The sequence below is a fragment of the uncultured Ellagibacter sp. genome (assembly GCF_934636505.1).
Taxonomy (GTDB): domain Bacteria; phylum Actinomycetota; class Coriobacteriia; order Coriobacteriales; family Eggerthellaceae; genus Ellagibacter.
In genome coordinates this window covers 1-15,184 of sequence record NZ_CAKUAL010000008.1, presented here as the reverse complement: position 1 = coordinate 15,184, position 15,184 = coordinate 1, and the positions used below count along the sequence as shown (strand labels likewise).

Annotated in this window: 16 protein-coding genes; 4 read left to right on the top strand and 12 right to left on the bottom strand. The window is 62.6% G+C overall.

Annotation, left to right across the window (positions count from 1 at the left end):
* Nucleotides 1-157: 157 nt before the first annotated feature.
* On the top strand, nt 158-772 hold the full coding sequence (locus Q0G18_RS01870) for a TIGR04100 family radical SAM protein (RefSeq protein WP_297149006.1): 615 nt from the start codon (nt 158-160) through the stop codon (nt 770-772).
* 68 nt (nt 773-840) lie between these two features.
* On the opposite strand, the gene Q0G18_RS01865 is transcribed toward Q0G18_RS01870, so the two are convergent.
* A complete protein-coding gene (locus tag Q0G18_RS01865; protein ID WP_297149004.1) occupies nt 841-1,143 on the bottom strand; it encodes a hypothetical protein in 303 nt (100 codons plus the stop codon).
* A gap of 84 nt (nt 1,144-1,227) precedes the next feature.
* On the opposite strand from Q0G18_RS01865, the gene Q0G18_RS01860 reads away from it, so the two are divergent.
* The 3 genes from Q0G18_RS01860 to efp all read left to right on the top strand — a co-directional run bounded on the left by Q0G18_RS01860 (nt 1,228) and on the right by efp (nt 3,683).
* Entirely contained in the window at nt 1,228-2,538 is a 1,311-nt protein-coding gene (locus Q0G18_RS01860) for a DNA repair protein (protein WP_297149002.1), read from the top strand.
* The gene (locus Q0G18_RS01855; protein ID WP_297149000.1) at nt 2,535-2,927 is read left to right on the top strand and encodes a hypothetical protein; all 393 of its coding nucleotides are present in this window, start codon (nt 2,535-2,537) and stop codon (nt 2,925-2,927) included. The genes Q0G18_RS01860 and Q0G18_RS01855 overlap by 4 nt, the downstream gene beginning before the upstream one ends.
* 195 nt (nt 2,928-3,122) lie before the next feature.
* A complete protein-coding gene (gene efp / locus Q0G18_RS01850; RefSeq protein ID WP_277014019.1) occupies nt 3,123-3,683 on the top strand; it encodes an elongation factor P in 561 nt (186 codons plus the stop codon).
* A 119-nt stretch (nt 3,684-3,802) separates the two neighbouring features.
* Here the strand turns inward: efp and Q0G18_RS01845 are convergent, their stop codons facing one another.
* The 11 genes from Q0G18_RS01845 to alaS all read right to left on the bottom strand — a co-directional run.
* Complete coding sequence (locus Q0G18_RS01845) at nt 3,803-4,936, bottom strand: Xaa-Pro peptidase family protein (RefSeq protein ID WP_297148994.1); 1,134 nt, start codon at nt 4,934-4,936, stop codon at nt 3,803-3,805.
* Nucleotides 4,937-4,994: 58 nt separating this feature from the next.
* Nucleotides 4,995-5,492, bottom strand: a complete 498-nt coding sequence (aroQ, locus tag Q0G18_RS01840) for a type II 3-dehydroquinate dehydratase (RefSeq protein ID WP_297148991.1) — start codon at nt 5,490-5,492, stop codon at nt 4,995-4,997.
* A gap of 371 nt (nt 5,493-5,863) precedes the next feature.
* Nucleotides 5,864-6,973, bottom strand: a complete 1,110-nt coding sequence (gene aroB / locus Q0G18_RS01835; protein WP_297148988.1) for a 3-dehydroquinate synthase — start codon at nt 6,971-6,973, stop codon at nt 5,864-5,866.
* Nucleotides 6,955-7,506 carry a shikimate kinase gene (locus tag Q0G18_RS01830; RefSeq protein WP_297148985.1) on the bottom strand — a complete coding sequence of 184 codons (552 nt, stop codon included), beginning with the start codon at nt 7,504-7,506 and terminating at the stop codon, nt 6,955-6,957. The genes aroB and Q0G18_RS01830 overlap by 19 nt, the downstream gene beginning before the upstream one ends.
* Nucleotides 7,503-8,678: a chorismate synthase gene (gene aroC / locus Q0G18_RS01825; RefSeq protein WP_297148983.1), complete on the bottom strand. Its 1,176-nt coding sequence runs from the start codon at nt 8,676-8,678 to the stop codon at nt 7,503-7,505. Before aroC ends, Q0G18_RS01830 begins: the two co-directional genes overlap by 4 nt.
* A gap of 216 nt (nt 8,679-8,894) precedes the next feature.
* The gene (locus Q0G18_RS01820; RefSeq protein ID WP_297148981.1) at nt 8,895-10,184 is read right to left on the bottom strand and encodes an LCP family protein; all 1,290 of its coding nucleotides are present in this window, start codon (nt 10,182-10,184) and stop codon (nt 8,895-8,897) included.
* A gap of 36 nt (nt 10,185-10,220) precedes the next feature.
* The gene (locus Q0G18_RS01815) at nt 10,221-11,165 is read right to left on the bottom strand and encodes a shikimate dehydrogenase (protein WP_297148980.1); all 945 of its coding nucleotides are present in this window, start codon (nt 11,163-11,165) and stop codon (nt 10,221-10,223) included.
* Nucleotides 11,166-11,167: 2 nt separating this feature from the next.
* Nucleotides 11,168-11,701 carry a YqeG family HAD IIIA-type phosphatase gene (locus Q0G18_RS01810; RefSeq protein ID WP_297148978.1) on the bottom strand — a complete coding sequence of 178 codons (534 nt, stop codon included), beginning with the start codon at nt 11,699-11,701 and terminating at the stop codon, nt 11,168-11,170.
* A 33-nt stretch (nt 11,702-11,734) separates the two neighbouring features.
* Nucleotides 11,735-12,907, bottom strand: a complete 1,173-nt coding sequence (gene mltG / locus Q0G18_RS01805) for an endolytic transglycosylase MltG (RefSeq protein WP_297148977.1) — start codon at nt 12,905-12,907, stop codon at nt 11,735-11,737.
* Between the two features lie 3 nt (nt 12,908-12,910).
* Nucleotides 12,911-13,339 carry a Holliday junction resolvase RuvX gene (ruvX, locus tag Q0G18_RS01800; RefSeq protein ID WP_158050233.1) on the bottom strand — a complete coding sequence of 143 codons (429 nt, stop codon included), beginning with the start codon at nt 13,337-13,339 and terminating at the stop codon, nt 12,911-12,913.
* A 3-nt stretch (nt 13,340-13,342) separates the two neighbouring features.
* Nucleotides 13,343-15,184 (bottom strand): alanine--tRNA ligase (alaS, locus tag Q0G18_RS01795; RefSeq protein WP_297148972.1); only part of this gene is annotated, 1,842 nt, incomplete at its 5' end.

Genomic DNA, 15,184 nt, shown 5'->3' with positions numbered 1-15,184 from the left:
AACCTCTCCTTCCCTTTCGGACAAGACTCGATGATTTGGCTGTCGACAGCCTTCCTCACCGCGCGGAAGCAGGCCTCTCGCGACTTTCCCCTACTCCCAAGTGGTGATTGCGCTAGAGTAGGCGGGAACAACAAGAGCGTCCGAAAGAAGCACCACCGTGAACAAGGACATGACGATCCTCTACCGCGTGCACCATGGGCTGTACGTGAACCTGACCAACCGCTGCTCATGCGCGTGCACCTTCTGCGTGCGCGGGCTTTCCGACAGCGTCGGTGAGGCGGATAGCCTCTGGCTTTCGCATGAGCCGACATACGAGGAGGCAGTCGCCGCGTTCGATGCATTCGACATGAGCCAGTTCTCCGAAGTCGTGTTCTGCGGCTTCGGCGAGCCAACCGAGGCATGGGACACGCTTATGCGCGTCGCGCGTTACGTGAAGGAAGCGTTTGGCCTGCCCACGCGCGTGAACACCAACGGCTTGGGGTCGCTCATCTGCGGACGAGACATCGCGCCGGAGTTCGAGGGAATCATCGATACGGTGTCTATCAGTCTGAACGCTCCCGACGCGAAAACGTACCAGGAAATCGTGCGCAGCTCGTTCGGCGAGAAGTCGTTCGACGCCGTGATAGATTTCGCGCGCGAGGTCAAGCGCTACGTGCCCAACGTGGTCATGACCACCGTCGAGACCACCATCTCGCACGAGGACGAGAAGAAGTGCCGCGCCATCTGCGAGAAGCTCGGCGTGCGCTACCGCATCCGCGCCTGGGCGGGGTAGCGCGCGGCCTCCGCACCTCCCACGGGCTCGCGACACACGGCCCCGCAACCTCCCGCGGGCTCGCGGCCTTACCCGTACGCCTCTACCCACCATCGCACGACGGGCGGCTTACCAATCTTTTCCTCGAACACGTGCCGCTCGAGGAAAAGATTGGTCACGTGGCTCCCGACGCGCACCCGATAACGCGCGGTCGACACGCCGCGATACGCAGGGCCGAAGCTCCCCCGGTCGAGCACTTCTGAAATCGGAAACGCCCGTCCATCAGGCCACATGACGATAAGCGGATCAAATCGCCCCTCGTCGGTAAGACGCATGAACACATCGACATAGCGCTTGTGCGCACGTCTTCGCCGCCCTTCCCCATCTTTCACCCAATCCTCTTGAATAGTCTGTTATTATCGAACATGGGTTCGAAATTTAACAGCGAACAGACTGTGGAGATTGAAGGAGGCGCCTTGGACGGCAGCTCGAACGACGGCGGCAAGACTTACCTGTGCATCGACTTGAAGTCGTTCTACGCATCGGTCGAATGCGCCGACCGCGGGCTTGACCCCTTCACCACAAACCTCGTGGTAGCCGACCCCACCCGCAGCGCCAACACCATCTGTCTTGCCATCACGCCCGCCTTGAAGGCACAAGGCGTGAAGAACCGCTGCCGCCTCGGCGACATCCCCGACGGCATCGAGTTCACCTGCGCCATGCCGCGCATGAGCCGCTACATGGAGGTGTCCGCCACCATCGTAGGCGCCTATCAACGCTACGTTTCCCCTGATGACATGCATGTGTACTCGATCGACGAATCGTTTATCGACGCCACGCCGTACCTAAAGCTCTACGGCCTGAGCGCAAAGTCATTCGCGAAGACGCTTATGAATGCGGCCTTCGAGTACGCCGGCGTCGCGGCCACGGCGGGTATCGGCCCGAACCTTCTCATGGCGAAGGTGGCGCTCGACGTATGCGCCAAGCATGCGCCCGACGGCATCGGCGTGCTCGACGATGACTCGTGGAAGCGCGAGATTTGGTTCCACCGCCCCATCACCGACATCTGGGGGATCGGCCCCGGCATCGCGCGACGACTCGAGCGGCGCGGCGTTTTCGACCTCGCGGGCATATGCACCCTGCCGCAAAAGTCGATTGTGAAGGAGTTCGGCAAGAACGGGCTGTTCCTGCTCGATCACGCATGGGGGCAGGAGCCTTGCACGATTTCCCAGGCCAGGAATTACAAACGACACGGACATTCCATCTCGAACGGGCAGGTGCTCATGCGCGACTACCGCTTCGGCGAAGCGCAAACGCTCATCCGCGAGATGGCGCTCGCGTCGTGTCTGGAGCTCACCGAGAAGGGGCTCGCCGCAACGGGCGTCGGCCTCTACGTCGGCTACTCGGCGTCGAACTTCAGCCATCACGCGTGGGGCGGCGGCCGGGCGCCTTTCATGGGTGCGGGCGGCAGCGCGAAGCTTCCGCAGCCGACCGACTCCGTGTCCCAGGTGACAAGCGCACTGCTCGCGCTCTACGAGGAGCACGTCAGCCCCTCGCTCGCCATAAGGCGCGTGAACATCTCGCTCGGCGAGCTCGTCGAGAAAGGCAGCGTGCAGCCATCCCTCTTTGGTGAACAGGGAAAAGAAGCCAAGGAGGCCGCTCTCGCCCAGACGATGGTGGCTGTACGGGAGCGGTTTGGAAAGAACGCTGTGCTCGCGGGCACGAGTTTACTTCCCGAGGCAAATGCACGGGAGAGGAACCTGCAGATCGGAGGCCATCGCGCATGATGGGGACAATATCGGGCGGCGAGCGTCGGGCAGAGAGCCGGGCGGCAAGCGGGCCGACAAGTCAGGACGAGAACAGGACGTCGGGCCGGGCGACGCGCGGGTCGGTGATGCGAGCAACAAGCCAGGCGGCTGGCCAGGCAGCGGCACGGACGGCACTCCAAGCGGCAAGGCGAGCAGCGGGAATTCCCTCACCCGACATCTGGGCCGGCATATCAGCCGATGAGCACGCCTATCGCAAACGCGTGCTTGACGACATCGCACGGAGGGTCGCCGAGGAGGGCATCCACACCGCCGTCCCCGGCGACGATCGAGGCAGGCAGTTCATGCCTTTCGCCGCGCTCAAAGGCTACGACGACATCGTGAGAGACTCACAGGAACCTATGAAGTAGATGCGCGCATTCAGCCCAATTTGGAAATCGCCCATTTGCTCAGGCTTCGCGTAGCACTGTTTGATTTTTCTGCAGGTGAGCTGATTTTCGCAGGAGCACAGTGGCGCGCGAGTATAATGGGGCGGTTAGAGCCAACGCGCGCGGTTCGCGCTCTGCGGCCGTGTGTGCAAAGTATAGTGGGAGGAACTGGCAAAGATGGCAATCTCTACCGCCGATTTCAAGAACGGCATGTGCATCGAGTACAACAACAAGCTTTGGACGATCGCTGAATTCCAGCACGTGAAGCCGGGCAAGGGCGGCGCGTTCGTGCGCACCAAGCTTCGCGACATCAAGACCGGCCGCGTGGTCGACTACACCTTCAACTCCGGCACGAAGTTCGACTCCGTGCGCCTGGAGACCAAGAAGATGCAGTACCTCTACAACGACGGCGCTGACTTCAACTTCATGGACCCCGTCACCTTCGAGCAGATGCCCATCTCCACGGAGACCGTGGGCGATCAGGCCAAATGGCTCAAGGAAAACGACGAGGTCAGTCTGCTGTACGCTGGCGAGGAGCTCATCTCCATCGAGCCGCAGATGTTCGTCGAGCTCGAAGTGACCGAGACCGAGCCGGGCTTCAAGGGCGACACGGTGCAGGGTTCCACCAAGCCCGCAACGCTCGAGACCGGCGCCACCATTCAGGTCCCGATGTTCGTGAACATCGGCGATGTCCTGCAGGTGGACACCCGCGACGGCCGCTTCATCAAGCGCATGTAGCTTAAAGCAAGCGAACGCATTTTCCAGAAAGCCTGGCAGTTTGAACGCTGCCGGGCTTTCTTGCTACGTGGCGGCTGCGGTAACGGCGCGTGTGCCAAAGACGCGCGGCAGAACCAGCCCTACAGCACGATCATCTCGTGCGTTGATTGGGTGAACACCTCGTAGCCGTTTTCGGTGATCACGCCGAAATCTTCCAGGCGCATGCCGAAGTCGCCTGCCAGGTAGACGCCGGGTTCCACCGTAACGACGTTGCCGGGCGCGAGCGGCGCGCCGTTGCGAGGCGAAAGCAACGGCTCCTCGTGGATGTCGATTCCGACGCCATGCCCCAAGCTGTGGCCCATCTTGCCCGCGAAGTCATGCTCGGCAAGCACGTGCTCGGCCAGCTCGTGCGCTTCTTTGCCCGTCATTCCCGGACGAAGCACGGCCTCCACCTGCTCGTTCGCATCGCGAATGGCAGCGTACCCCGCGCGAAGTCGCTCTGACGGCTCGCCAAGGAACACCGTGCGCGTCATGTCTGAGCAATACCCTTGCGCCCGCGCGCCGAAGTCCATAACGACGCACTGCCCCGCTTCGAGCTTCGTAGCGCCTGGAACAGAATGGGGACTTGCACCGTTCGCACCGCACGCAACGATCGAGGGGAACGCCAAACCCTCGGCTCCATGGCGAACCATGAATTCTTCTAGCTCGATCTGCACCTCGCGTTCGGTCATGTCAGGCTTCATAAAGGTGATGATATGGGAAAACGCCGCGTCAGTGATGGCTTGCGCCGCCTTCATGCGAGCAATCTCGTCCGCATCCTTCACGCCGCGAAGGCCCACGATGAAGTTCGACGTCTCGTGCAACTGCACATCGGGAAGCGATTCGGCAAAAGCGCGCTCAAGCGAACGGAAGCCCGAAAGCGCAATCGAGTCCTCGACGCCGAGCGAGTACGATTTGCCTCCCGCAAGTTCGCACGTACCGCCGAGCGCAGCCATTGCGAACTTCGCATGCGAAACACGCTCGTCGTTCACCTCCACCACACCGCCATGAATGCCCGCCGCTTTCTTGCAAGCTTCGGAATAGCGCGAGTCAGTGTGCAGCGTCGCACCGTCGGGCGTGACGAGCATCGCATGCGCGTCTTCCTCGTCGAACACGCCGTCGAAGGCCGAAAGCCAATGGACGTTCGACGTCTCGCGTACGAAAAACGCGTCGATCTCCGCGTCAGCACATGCCTCACGAAGCTTGTTTATCCTGTTCAAGCTTATGTTTTCCATAGTGCGAAGCCTCCAATGGAAAGGGACGCCCGCGAAGGCGCCCTTTATCGTTCGTTCCTTATTTTAACGGCGCAGCGATAACCTCGCCCGCAGGGTAACGCTCTTCGAACCCTTCCCCAAGCCGTTCGCGAGGACCCTCGAGCAGGATGTCGATGGCGTCGCAATAGCCCTTGAATCCGCGACCCTTCACCTGAGCCACGCACGCCGGCGCGATGACCGAGATACGGCGAAACGCCTCGCGTGCATCGACGTTGGAGATATGCACCTCGACGCACGGCGTGTCGATGCCGCCCACCGCGTCGCGCAGCGCGTAGGAATAGTGCGTGTGCGCGCCAGGATTGTAGACGATACCGTCGCAGGTCGTATGCGCCTCGTGGATCTTGTCGATGAGGCAGCCCTCGTGGTTCGATTGATAGCATTCTACGGAAACACCCTTGGAAGCACCGTAATCGACCACAAGTTTTTCGAGATCAGCAAGCGTATTGCTGCCATATACCGCAGGCTCGCGAACACCCAGCATATCCAAGTTCGGCCCATTCACCAGAAGAATCTTCATGCTCTGCTTCCTTTTGTCCTTATCCCGAAGTGAAAGACAACTCCACGTCTTCAATCCCGTCCCTCACGCTGCAAGTTGATTGCGGCTCCTTCAGTCGCTCGGCAGTCCTGCTCGCGCAAACAGCCCACTGGGCTGTTTGGCTCGTGCGGAACTCGCTTTGTGAAGGAACCGCAATCAACTTCTCGAGTCCGAAGGCAAATCGATAGCCTGCAACCAAACAAGCAGAAGGCGCGCGGCGGCGCTCACAAAGCGAGTTCCGCAGCGCAGCGAGGACTGTCTGAGCGACTGAGTGTCGCCGCGTGCCTTCCGCGAACCCGCAGGTCGAAGCGTCGCCGCGTGCTCTCCGCGGACCCGCAGGTCAACCGCCCAATCTACTTGCTTCGCGCCCAAGCAGCGAGATGTTCGAGGATCACGGCGTCTTCCACTTCCCTCAACTCCCATTGCCCAATGTCAACCGGCAGTACGAACTTCACCACGCCGCCGCGCACCTTCTTATCGCGCTTCATCACAGCAAGCACGTCCTCGGGTGCCGCCGACCAAGAAAGCGCGGGAAGCCCCAGCTCATCGAGGAGGTCGTCCTGTGCGCGCACCACATCGAGCGAGGTACCCGCAATCGCCGCGCCCAAACGTGCCGCAAAGCGCATGCCTTCCGCAACCGCCGCGCCATGGGAATACGTGCCGTAACCGGCAAGCGACTCCACCGCATGCCCCAGCGTGTGCCCATAGTTCAAGCACTCGCGCACGCCGCGGCTCTCCGTCTTGTCCTGCGCGACGACGTCGGCTTTGAACACGACGGAGCGCGCGATGGCCTCGGCAGTCACATCGTGATCGCGCGACGCGAGCGCGGAGGCGTTGTCGTTCAGCCAGAAGAAGAACTCGTCGGAGTCGATCACCGACGACTTCGCGATTTCCCCGCAGCCGCATGCCCATTCGCGCGCGGGCAAGCTGGAGAGGACCTTAGTCGAGGCGCACACGTACGCCGGCTGCGTGAAGGTGCCTACAAGGTTCTTACCTGCGGAAAGATTCACGCCCGTCTTGCCGCCGACCGAGGAGTCGACCATGGCGAGCAGCGATGTAGGCGCCTGCACCACGGTGATGCCGCGCATGAACGTGGATGCGGTGAACCCGGCAAGATCGCCCACCACCCCGCCGCCAAGCGCCACGACAGCGCAGTCGCGGCCGAGCTTCAAGCCCGCCATCGCTTCCCAAATCTCGCCTGCGACCTCGACGGACTTCGTTTTCTCTCCCGCGGGGACGACGATTTCGCTCACGCGGTAATCCGCAGCACGAAGCGACGCCTTCGCCTCCTCGAGATACAGCGGGGCCACGTTGGTGTCGGATAGAACCAGGATGCGCGGCGCGTTCGCCGTGGCGTCGACGCGGCGCAGGTAGTTCCCCAGCCCGTCGAGCACATCGGTGCCGATGCGCACATCGTAGGGCCGCTCACCGGGGATGTTCACAATCACTTTCGTCGCTGGCACAATACGCCTTCTTTCTCGAGTACGCGCTGGACCTCGCGCGCGATTCGCGGGACGCTCTTGCCCGCCGTGTTGATTTCCACGTCCGCCACGCCCGAATACAGCGGCGCCCGTTCCAGGCAGCGTTTGCGCGCAGCGTCGATGTCCTGGAACAACGGGCGGCTCGACTTGTCGGAGATGCGGCTCGCGGCCTCGTCCACCGTCACCTGAAGGTGAACGACGAACCCCGACTCGGCCAGAATCGCACGGTTCTCCTCTCGCAGGACGACACCGCCCCCGCACGAGATGACGAGCGGCTCCTCCTTCGAAGCGAGCTCGCGTAGGACATCGGTCTCGATGGCACGGAAAGCATCCTCGCCGCCTTCCGCGAAGATTTCCTTCACGCGCTTGCCCTCGCGACGCTCGAGGTAGGTGTCCATGTCGACCGACGAGATGCCGCAGGTGCGCGCAAGGCGACGCGCGACGCTCGTTTTCCCCGCGCCCATGAAGCCCACGAAGAACACGGGGCGGGCGAGTTGCATGGGTTCCGCCGTCATCGGGACATCGTCCTCAGGCGTGCCTTGTACGACTTGAGGTTCGCCTTGATATCCGCCATGCAGGAGCCGCCGAACATCTCCTGGTACGCGTTGGCCAGCACAAACGCCACCTCGCCTTCCGCAACCACAGCGGCGGCGGGCACGGCGCACACGTCGGAGCGCTCCTTGGATGCGTCTGCAACCTCCAGCGTATCCATGTTCACCGTGGCGAGCGGGCGCATGAGCGTGGGAATGGGCTTCATCGCGACGGTCGCCACAAGCGGCAGCCCCGTCGTCATGCCGCCCTCGAGGCCACCCGCGTTGTTCGACGCGCGCGTGAAGCAATCGCGCTCACGGTCGAGCACGATGGGGTCGTGCACCTCGCTCCCCAAGCGACGAGCGACCTCGAATCCCATCCCGAACTCGACGCCCTTCATCGCCTGGATGGAAAAGAGCGCCTGGCCCAAGCGCGCCGTCAGGCGATCGTCCGCCGTCGCATAGCCGCCAAGCCCAGGAACAAGGCCCGTCGCCACGACGCGGAACGTGCCGCCGATCGTGTCGCGCTCGGCCTTCGCGCGCTCGATTTCCGCAACCATCGCCCGAGTCGCCTGCGCGTTCGGGCAGCGGACCTCGCTCGTTTCGATGTCGAGCGGCGTGTAGTTCACGCAGTTGACGAAGGGATTATCCTCGCGGAACTCGGCTTCGCCGATGCGATTCACGTAGGAAAACACCTCGACGCCCAGGTCAGCCAGAAATTCGCGCGCAATGCCGGCAGCCGCTACGCGAGCGGCAGTCGAGCGGGCGCTCGAGCGCTCGAGAATGTTGCGGCAATCGTCGGTGTTCGTCTTCAGGGCACCCACCAGATCGGCATGCCCCGGCCGCGGCGTCACCTCGCGAACCAGCCCCTCAGGTTCTTCACCGAACACGGCCATGCGATCCGTCCAGTTCTCCCAATCGCGATTGCGGACTGTGAGCGTCACCGGCGAGCCGATGGTTTTCCCAAAACGGATGCCCGACGTGACCTGCACGGTGTCACGCTCGATGGACTGCCTGCCGCCGCGCCCGTAGCCCGATTGGCGGCGAGCCAGGTCGGAGTTGATCTGGGATTCGGAGACCCGCAGGCCCGCAGGCACGTCCTCGACGATGGCGGTAAGGCATGGGCCGTGGCTTTCCCCGGCAAAGACGTAACGCATAGAGAATCGCTTTCCTATCGAGTTCGCATAGTTTCTGGCACATTGTAACGCATGAGAACACGACCGCCCTGTTCAGGCGTATATGTGCAGGATGACTCCAATATGGGGAGCGCGAGCGGCCTTTTGCATGCGCAATCCAGCACGAGCGTATCCGACGAGGCTTCGCACCGGCGCACCGCACGCCGCAGGTCCGTCCTCCGAGCGAGCAGCCCGCTTCTATTTCACGCCAAGCTGCTGGGCGAGCTTGCTTGTTGATCCCGTGATCTCGCTCGCGTCGCCGCCCGCCTCGATGGTCTGCATCATCGACGCAAGGGCGTTTTCGTCGCAGAACACATACGATGCACTCTTGTACATGCCGGTGATTGACGGAACCATGCACGACGTCATCGTGAGCTCACCACCATCTTGAAACTGCGTGGCCAGGCTGTACAGGTCGGTGACGGACAGGTCAGTAGTGATGCTGCCCGCCGCCGTCTGCACGATGACCGGAAGCTTCGCCAGCGGCATCGAGAGAATCTTCTCCGCAAGCGCTGCGATGAGCTTGCGCTGGTTCGCCGTGCGCGTGAAGTCTCCATCAGCGTAGGCACGGCTGCGCGCGAACACGAGAGCGGTCTCGCCGTCCATATGCTGCTCGCCGGCCTCGATGATGATCTTCTTCTGACCGATGACCGACCCGTCGGCATCAGGGTCGTTGATGCGCTGGTCAACCGTCACATCGACCCCGCCCACCGTGTCGACAAGGCCAATCAGGCTATCGAAATCGACCTCGGCATAATGCGAGATGTTCACGCCGAGAAGCTCACTCGCCTCCTTGATGGCAAGCGCGGCGCCGCCGTAGGAGTACGCGGCGTTGAACTTGCAGTAGCCGTAACCGTCGATGTTGATCATCGTGTCGCGGGGAATCGAGACGAGTGTCGCGGAATTGGTCGTCGGGTCCACGCGCACGACGATGTTCGTGTCGGAGCGGGCGCCCATGGACTCGTCGTCCGCACGAGCGTCCGAGCCGATAAGCATCATGTAGAAGGGCTCGTCGAAGCTCGTCGTCTTAACGAGCACGTCGTTGATCTCGTCGAGCTCGGTCGCGCTTTTCTGCCCCTTGGTGAGCGTATCGTTCACGCTGTTCACCCACAGGGCGGCCGCCGTACCCGCCCCAACGAACACCACGAGCACGGCAAGAACGACCGCAATCGCGATCTTCTTCCCGCGCGAGCCCTTTCGATTCTTCTTTTGATAGTTAGGGTTCGAACGGGAGTATTGCGAGGTGGACGAGGGGTTGCCGCGCTGTGCCCCAGCAGGTTTGACGGCAGAGTACGCCCCTTGCGGGAAGCTTTGGGGCTCGCCGTGCGCCCGAGACCCGCCGTGCGCCGCCTTCGCGCTGCGAGCCCGACTTTCACCGTGCGCCGCCCTCACGCTGCGCGCTCCGTTTGCCTGGCTCGCGCCGTTTGTCGACTTCGACGTACGCGGCGTCTTTCCCTGGGGGCTGGGCCCTCGATAGTGCTGCGGCATTTCTTCTCCTTACATCCAGTCCCCAGATTTAACCTTCTATACGTTGAAGCCGGCGGCGTTCGCCATAATCTCGAACAGCTCGTCGAACGAGAGCTCGCAATCGATGCCCGACACGTCGCACACGGCCTGCACGGTAGCGACCGCTTGCGCGACGAGCATTCCGCCGCCGTCCGCGAACGTGCACCCTGCAGCCTTGGCACCCGCCGCGAAGGCGGTTTCCCCATGCGCGTAGACAACATCGAAGGCGTGCTGGCCCTCGTGGAAAAGCGATACGTCGAACGGCGCCGGATCGCCCTCGCGCATCCCGAGCGGCGTCGCATTGATGACGAGGTCGGCTGCGGCGATAGCCTGGGTCGACGTGGTGTAGCTGCCGAACTTGAACGTGGTCTCGTCGTAGGCGGTGAGGAAGCTTCTGTGCCCGTCGACGGCGGCCTGTAAGTCGACCGTCGCATGAGCGAGCGTGCCGAACTCATCCACATACCGGTCGAGAACCTCGCGTGCACGTTCCTTGTCGCGCGAGAGCAAAAGCACCTCGGAAGCGCCCGCGATTGCCGCAGCATGGAGGATGGCGAGCGCCGTGGGCCCCGTGCCGCATACGGCGACCTTCGCTCCGTCGAAGGAGAAGCCCGTCCGCTCGAGATACCCCACGCAGCCCCGACCGTCGGTGTTGAAGGCGATAAGCGCGTCGCCCTTCTTCACGAGGATGTTCGCACCGTGTGCAAGCTTCGCCGACGCCGCGCGCGCCGTGGCAGCCGCAAGCGCCTCGGGCTTGTACGGTGTCGTGATGTTTATGGAGAGGAAGTCGCGCGCCGCGAGAAACGCTTTCGCCTCGGCAGGCGTCTCGCAATCCATCAGGCGATACTCCCATGGGAAGCCCAGCTTCCCATAAACCGCGTTGTACATCACGGGTGACTTCGAGTGAGCCACCGGATGTCCGAGCACATAGAGCTTCTGCGGGATGTTGCGAACGTCGTTTTCCATAGCTAGATGCGCACCTCTTCTCCCCGCTCGCATGCGACGGGGGCCTCTGGCTGAGCATCGCCCATAAGCACTCGCTCGAAGTGGCGCAGGAACAGCGTATGAGGCAGGTCCTGCTCAACGAGCGGCTGAATAAGGTACGCCTTGATTCCCACCGTATGGGCACCGAGCACGTCGGTCATAAGCTGGTCGCCGATTGCGACCGCATTCTTGCGCTTCGCCCCGATCTTGCGCATCGCGGCGAAATACGCGGGAGGGCACGGCTTCATCGCCTTGGCAACGATGGGAAGCCCCACCTCGTCAGCGAAGTCGTACACCACCTTGTGCCAGTTGTTGGACAGCAAACAAATCGCCACACCCGCCTCGCGCGCGCAGCCGAGCCACACGCGAGCATCGCGCGGAATCACCTGCGTGTCGCGGGGGACGAAGGTGTTATCAATGTCGAGCAGCACGTTTTCAAACCCGCATCCAAGGATGTCCTTCTCGATAGAGATCTGGGAAAGACGGGAGAAATATCGATCGGGTTTGAAATATGCCATGGACTTCCTTTGCGTGAACTGCCGCAACAGCGCCTACGAGTGAGCGGCGACGGTCGCCTGGTGCTCGTCGTAGGTCTTGTCGAAGAAATAGTCTATCGTACCCTGGTCGTTCGGCCAGAACGAGAAGAAGTAGTAATCGTCAAAATCGGATGCTGGATTGCATGCCGCCTGAAGACTACCAATGCTCGGGGAGCAGATGGGCGTCGGGGGCAGACCGGCATGGCGGCGCGTGTTGTAGGCGCTGTCTGTGGTCCAATCGTAGTTGTCGGGATCACCGCCGATCTCGTAGGCGGTCGTGGCGTCCGAGCCCAGAAGGCCGTACGTCGGCGCACCGGTGTTCAGCAAACGGTTGTAGAAGACCGCCGACACCTTCGCACGGATATCAACGTCGTCGCTCGCTTCCTTCTCGATGATCGAGGCGAGGATGAGCGTCTGGTACGCGTTGAAGTTCTTGCTGGTGGGATACGAATAATCGAGCGTCGCCACCTCGGTCTGGTACTGCGAGAGCATAGTGCGGATAAGCGAGTCCGCCGTATCGGTTGCGCTCACCGCATACGTTTTCGGGAAGAGGAAGCCCTCGAGCGAGTTCGTGCCCGCATCCTTTAGGAAGGGGAAGTCGCCCGCGTACACGCTTGCATTAGACGCCTGCGTTTTGAAGTCGTCGGCCGAGATGCGGCCATTCGTGGCGGAGCTCACGCGGTCGGCGATGTTTGCCAAGGTGAGGCCCTCGGGGATGGTGACCGAGGGGCCCGATAGGCCGGGGCCTGCGGAAAGCGTCTTCGCGAGGTCCTCAAGCGACATGCCGCCCGTCAACGTGTACGTGCCCGGCTGCAGCGAGCCATCGAGGCCGAGGTCGGACACCTTCTTTGTGAAGTCGCCCGCAGACGAGACAAGGCCCGCCTCCTGCAGCGATTGGGCAATGGAAGACGTCGACGCGCCGTCTGCGACCTCGACGGTGACCTGCTGGCCGTCGGCAACGAGGCTGCCAGACGTGCAACCACGAACAAGCGTGGACACGCCGAGGATGAGAAGCAGCGCCACGACGACGATGACCGCGATGAAGGCAATCATCGGCCCCTTCGAACGCTTCGGTTGCAGCGCGCTCGTGTCGTAGGTACGGAACTGGCGATCGCCCATGGAATGCGCAACGCGCGCCCGATGATTCGGACGCGAAGAATAGGTGATTTGGCGTTTGAATGGAGCCATCGGTTACCTTTCGAGATTGCGAGCAGCCCGTTCGTCGAGCCATGCCTGCAGAAACAGACTTGCCGCTATCATATCCACTTTGCCTCGCATGTCCTTCTCGCTTAGGCCCTTTTCACGCAAACTGCGCTTGGCCTCGCGCGAGCTAAGGCGCTCATCTGCGAATTCGTGGGGAATGCCGCAGTTTTTGGAGATGGCGTCGGCCACCTTGCGAATGCGCTTCGCCTGCGGGCCTTCCTCACCTGCAAGCGTTTTGGGAAGCCCGCACAAAAGCAACTCGGGCTCCCAGTCCTCGAGCACGCGCTTGAACGGCTTCGCATTGTCCGTCACTTCCCGAGCAGGAAGAACGCAAACGGGGGAAGCCACGCGCTCGCCGGGATCGCATACGGCGATCCCCACGCGGACCTCCCCGATATCGAGAGCAAGTATACGCACAGCTTAGAGCAGCATCTTCCTGGCCGACTCGAGCGCTGCATCGATGCCGGACACGTCCTTGCCGCCTGCCTGGGCCATCGCAGGCTTTCCGCCGCCGCCGCCCTTGACGCACGGGGCGATTTCCTTGATCACCGCGCCGGCATTGAAGCCAGCGGCCACAGCCTCGTCGGTACCTGCGGCCAGAAGCGTGGCCTTCCCCTCGTTGTCTGCGATGAGCACGACAGCGCCCGGGGTTTCCATGCGAGCGCGAACGACGTCCCACATGTTGCGCATCGCGCCCGGCTGGGCGATCTTCACGCGGCTGATGATGACGGGGTAGCCGCCCTGCGCCTGCTTGGCAGCCGAAAGAAGCATGTTCACGCCGTCGTCGGAGATGGCGGTCTTCGCGGCCTTGCGGGTCTTCTGGAATTCCTTCAGCGCCTTCATGTTGGCGGCCGTGCGCTCGGAGACATCGAACAGCGGAACACGCAGCTCAGCGGCGGTTTCCTTCAGCTCGGCCTCGATCTTGTTCACGTACTCGAGGGCGCCGAAGCTCGTCACCGCCTCGATGCGGCGCAGGTTCGCGCCGACACCGGTCTCGGAGGTGATCTTCACCAGGCCGATCTCGGCGGTGTTGGCCACGTGGCAGCCGCCGCACAGCTCGCGAGAGAACTCGCCGCACTCGACAACGCGCACGACGTCGCCGTATTTCTCGCCGAAGAGCGCCGTCACGCCGGATTCGCGAGCGGCGTCAAGCGAGGTCTCGTAGATATTGGTGGAGACGGCGGACATGATTTCCTCGTTCGCGACGCGCTCGACCTCGGCCAGCTGCTCGGGCGTGGTGGCCTCGAAGTGCGTGAAGTCGAAGCGAAGGCGGTCGGGCCCGACGTAGGAGCCTGCCTGCTTCACGTGATCGCCCAGCACGCGGCGAAGCGCGGCGTGCAGGATATGCGTCGCGGTGTGGTTGCGGGTGATGCGGGCGCGGCGCGCACCGTCGACCGCCGCGGTAACCTCATCGCCCACGGCGATGGTGCCGGACGCGACTTTCGCTTTGTGGCACACAAGACCCTTCTCGGGCGCCTTCGTGTCGAGCACGTCCGCCTCAGCACTAGCGCTGCGAAGCGTGCCGGTATCGCCGACCTCGCCGCCCATCTCGGCGTAGAACGTGGTCGTATCAAGCACGATTTCGCCTTCCTCACCTGCGGAAAGCTTTTCGACGCGCTCGCCATTCGCAATGATGGCAACTACCTTCGCCGCGCATTCCAGCTCGCTGTAACCCACGAACTCCGTGGCACCGACTTCCTTCAACACGTCGGCGTGGATACCGCCGTAGGTGCTCCAAGCAGCCTCGGCGTCCTTCGTGTTGGCGGCGCGGGCGCGCTCGCGCTGTTCGTCCATGCAGCGCTCGAAGCCCCCCATGTCGACCTTCACGTTGCGGTCGGCGCACATCTCCTCGGTCACCTCGACAGGGAAACCGTAGGTGTCGTGCAGGGTGAAAGCCTCCTCGCCCGAAAGCGTGTCGCCCTCGAGCTTGTCGAGCGCCTCCGCGAGAAAGACCTGGCCCTGGCGCAGCGTGGCGCCGAAGCGCTCTTCCTCGGAGAGGATCACGCGGCGGATGAGCTCGCGGTTTTCCACGACCTCGGGATACACCGAGCCCATGAGCTCCACGATCTCATCGACGTAGTCGTTCAAGAACGGCCCCTCAATGCCGATCATGTGCGCCTTCTGGATGGCGCGACGAAGCAGGCGGCGCAACACGTAGCCGCGACCCTCGTTGGAGGGCAGGATACCGTCGGCGATCATGAACGTGACCGAACGGCTGTGGTCGGCGATGATGCGCAGCGACTTGTCCACCGCTGCGTCCTG

Coding starts and splice junctions, on each gene's coding strand:
- Q0G18_RS01855 (WP_297149000.1), top strand. CDS start 2,535: ATGATGGGGACAATATCGGGCGGCGAGCGTCGGGCAGAGAGCCGGGCG.
- efp (WP_277014019.1), top strand. CDS start 3,123: ATGGCAATCTCTACCGCCGATTTCAAGAACGGCATGTGCATCGAGTAC.
- Q0G18_RS01845 (WP_297148994.1), bottom strand. CDS start 4,936: ATGGAAAACATAAGCTTGAACAGGATAAACAAGCTTCGTGAGGCATGT.
- aroQ (WP_297148991.1), bottom strand. CDS start 5,492: ATGAAGATTCTTCTGGTGAATGGGCCGAACTTGGATATGCTGGGTGTT.
- Q0G18_RS01830 (WP_297148985.1), bottom strand. CDS start 7,506: ATGACGGCGGAACCCATGCAACTCGCCCGCCCCGTGTTCTTCGTGGGC.
- aroC (WP_297148983.1), bottom strand. CDS start 8,678: ATGCGTTACGTCTTTGCCGGGGAAAGCCACGGCCCATGCCTTACCGCC.
- Q0G18_RS01820 (WP_297148981.1), bottom strand. CDS start 10,184: ATGCCGCAGCACTATCGAGGGCCCAGCCCCCAGGGAAAGACGCCGCGT.
- Q0G18_RS01815 (WP_297148980.1), bottom strand. CDS start 11,165: ATGGAAAACGACGTTCGCAACATCCCGCAGAAGCTCTATGTGCTCGGA.
- Q0G18_RS01810 (WP_297148978.1), bottom strand. CDS start 11,701: ATGGCATATTTCAAACCCGATCGATATTTCTCCCGTCTTTCCCAGATC.
- mltG (WP_297148977.1), bottom strand. CDS start 12,907: ATGGCTCCATTCAAACGCCAAATCACCTATTCTTCGCGTCCGAATCAT.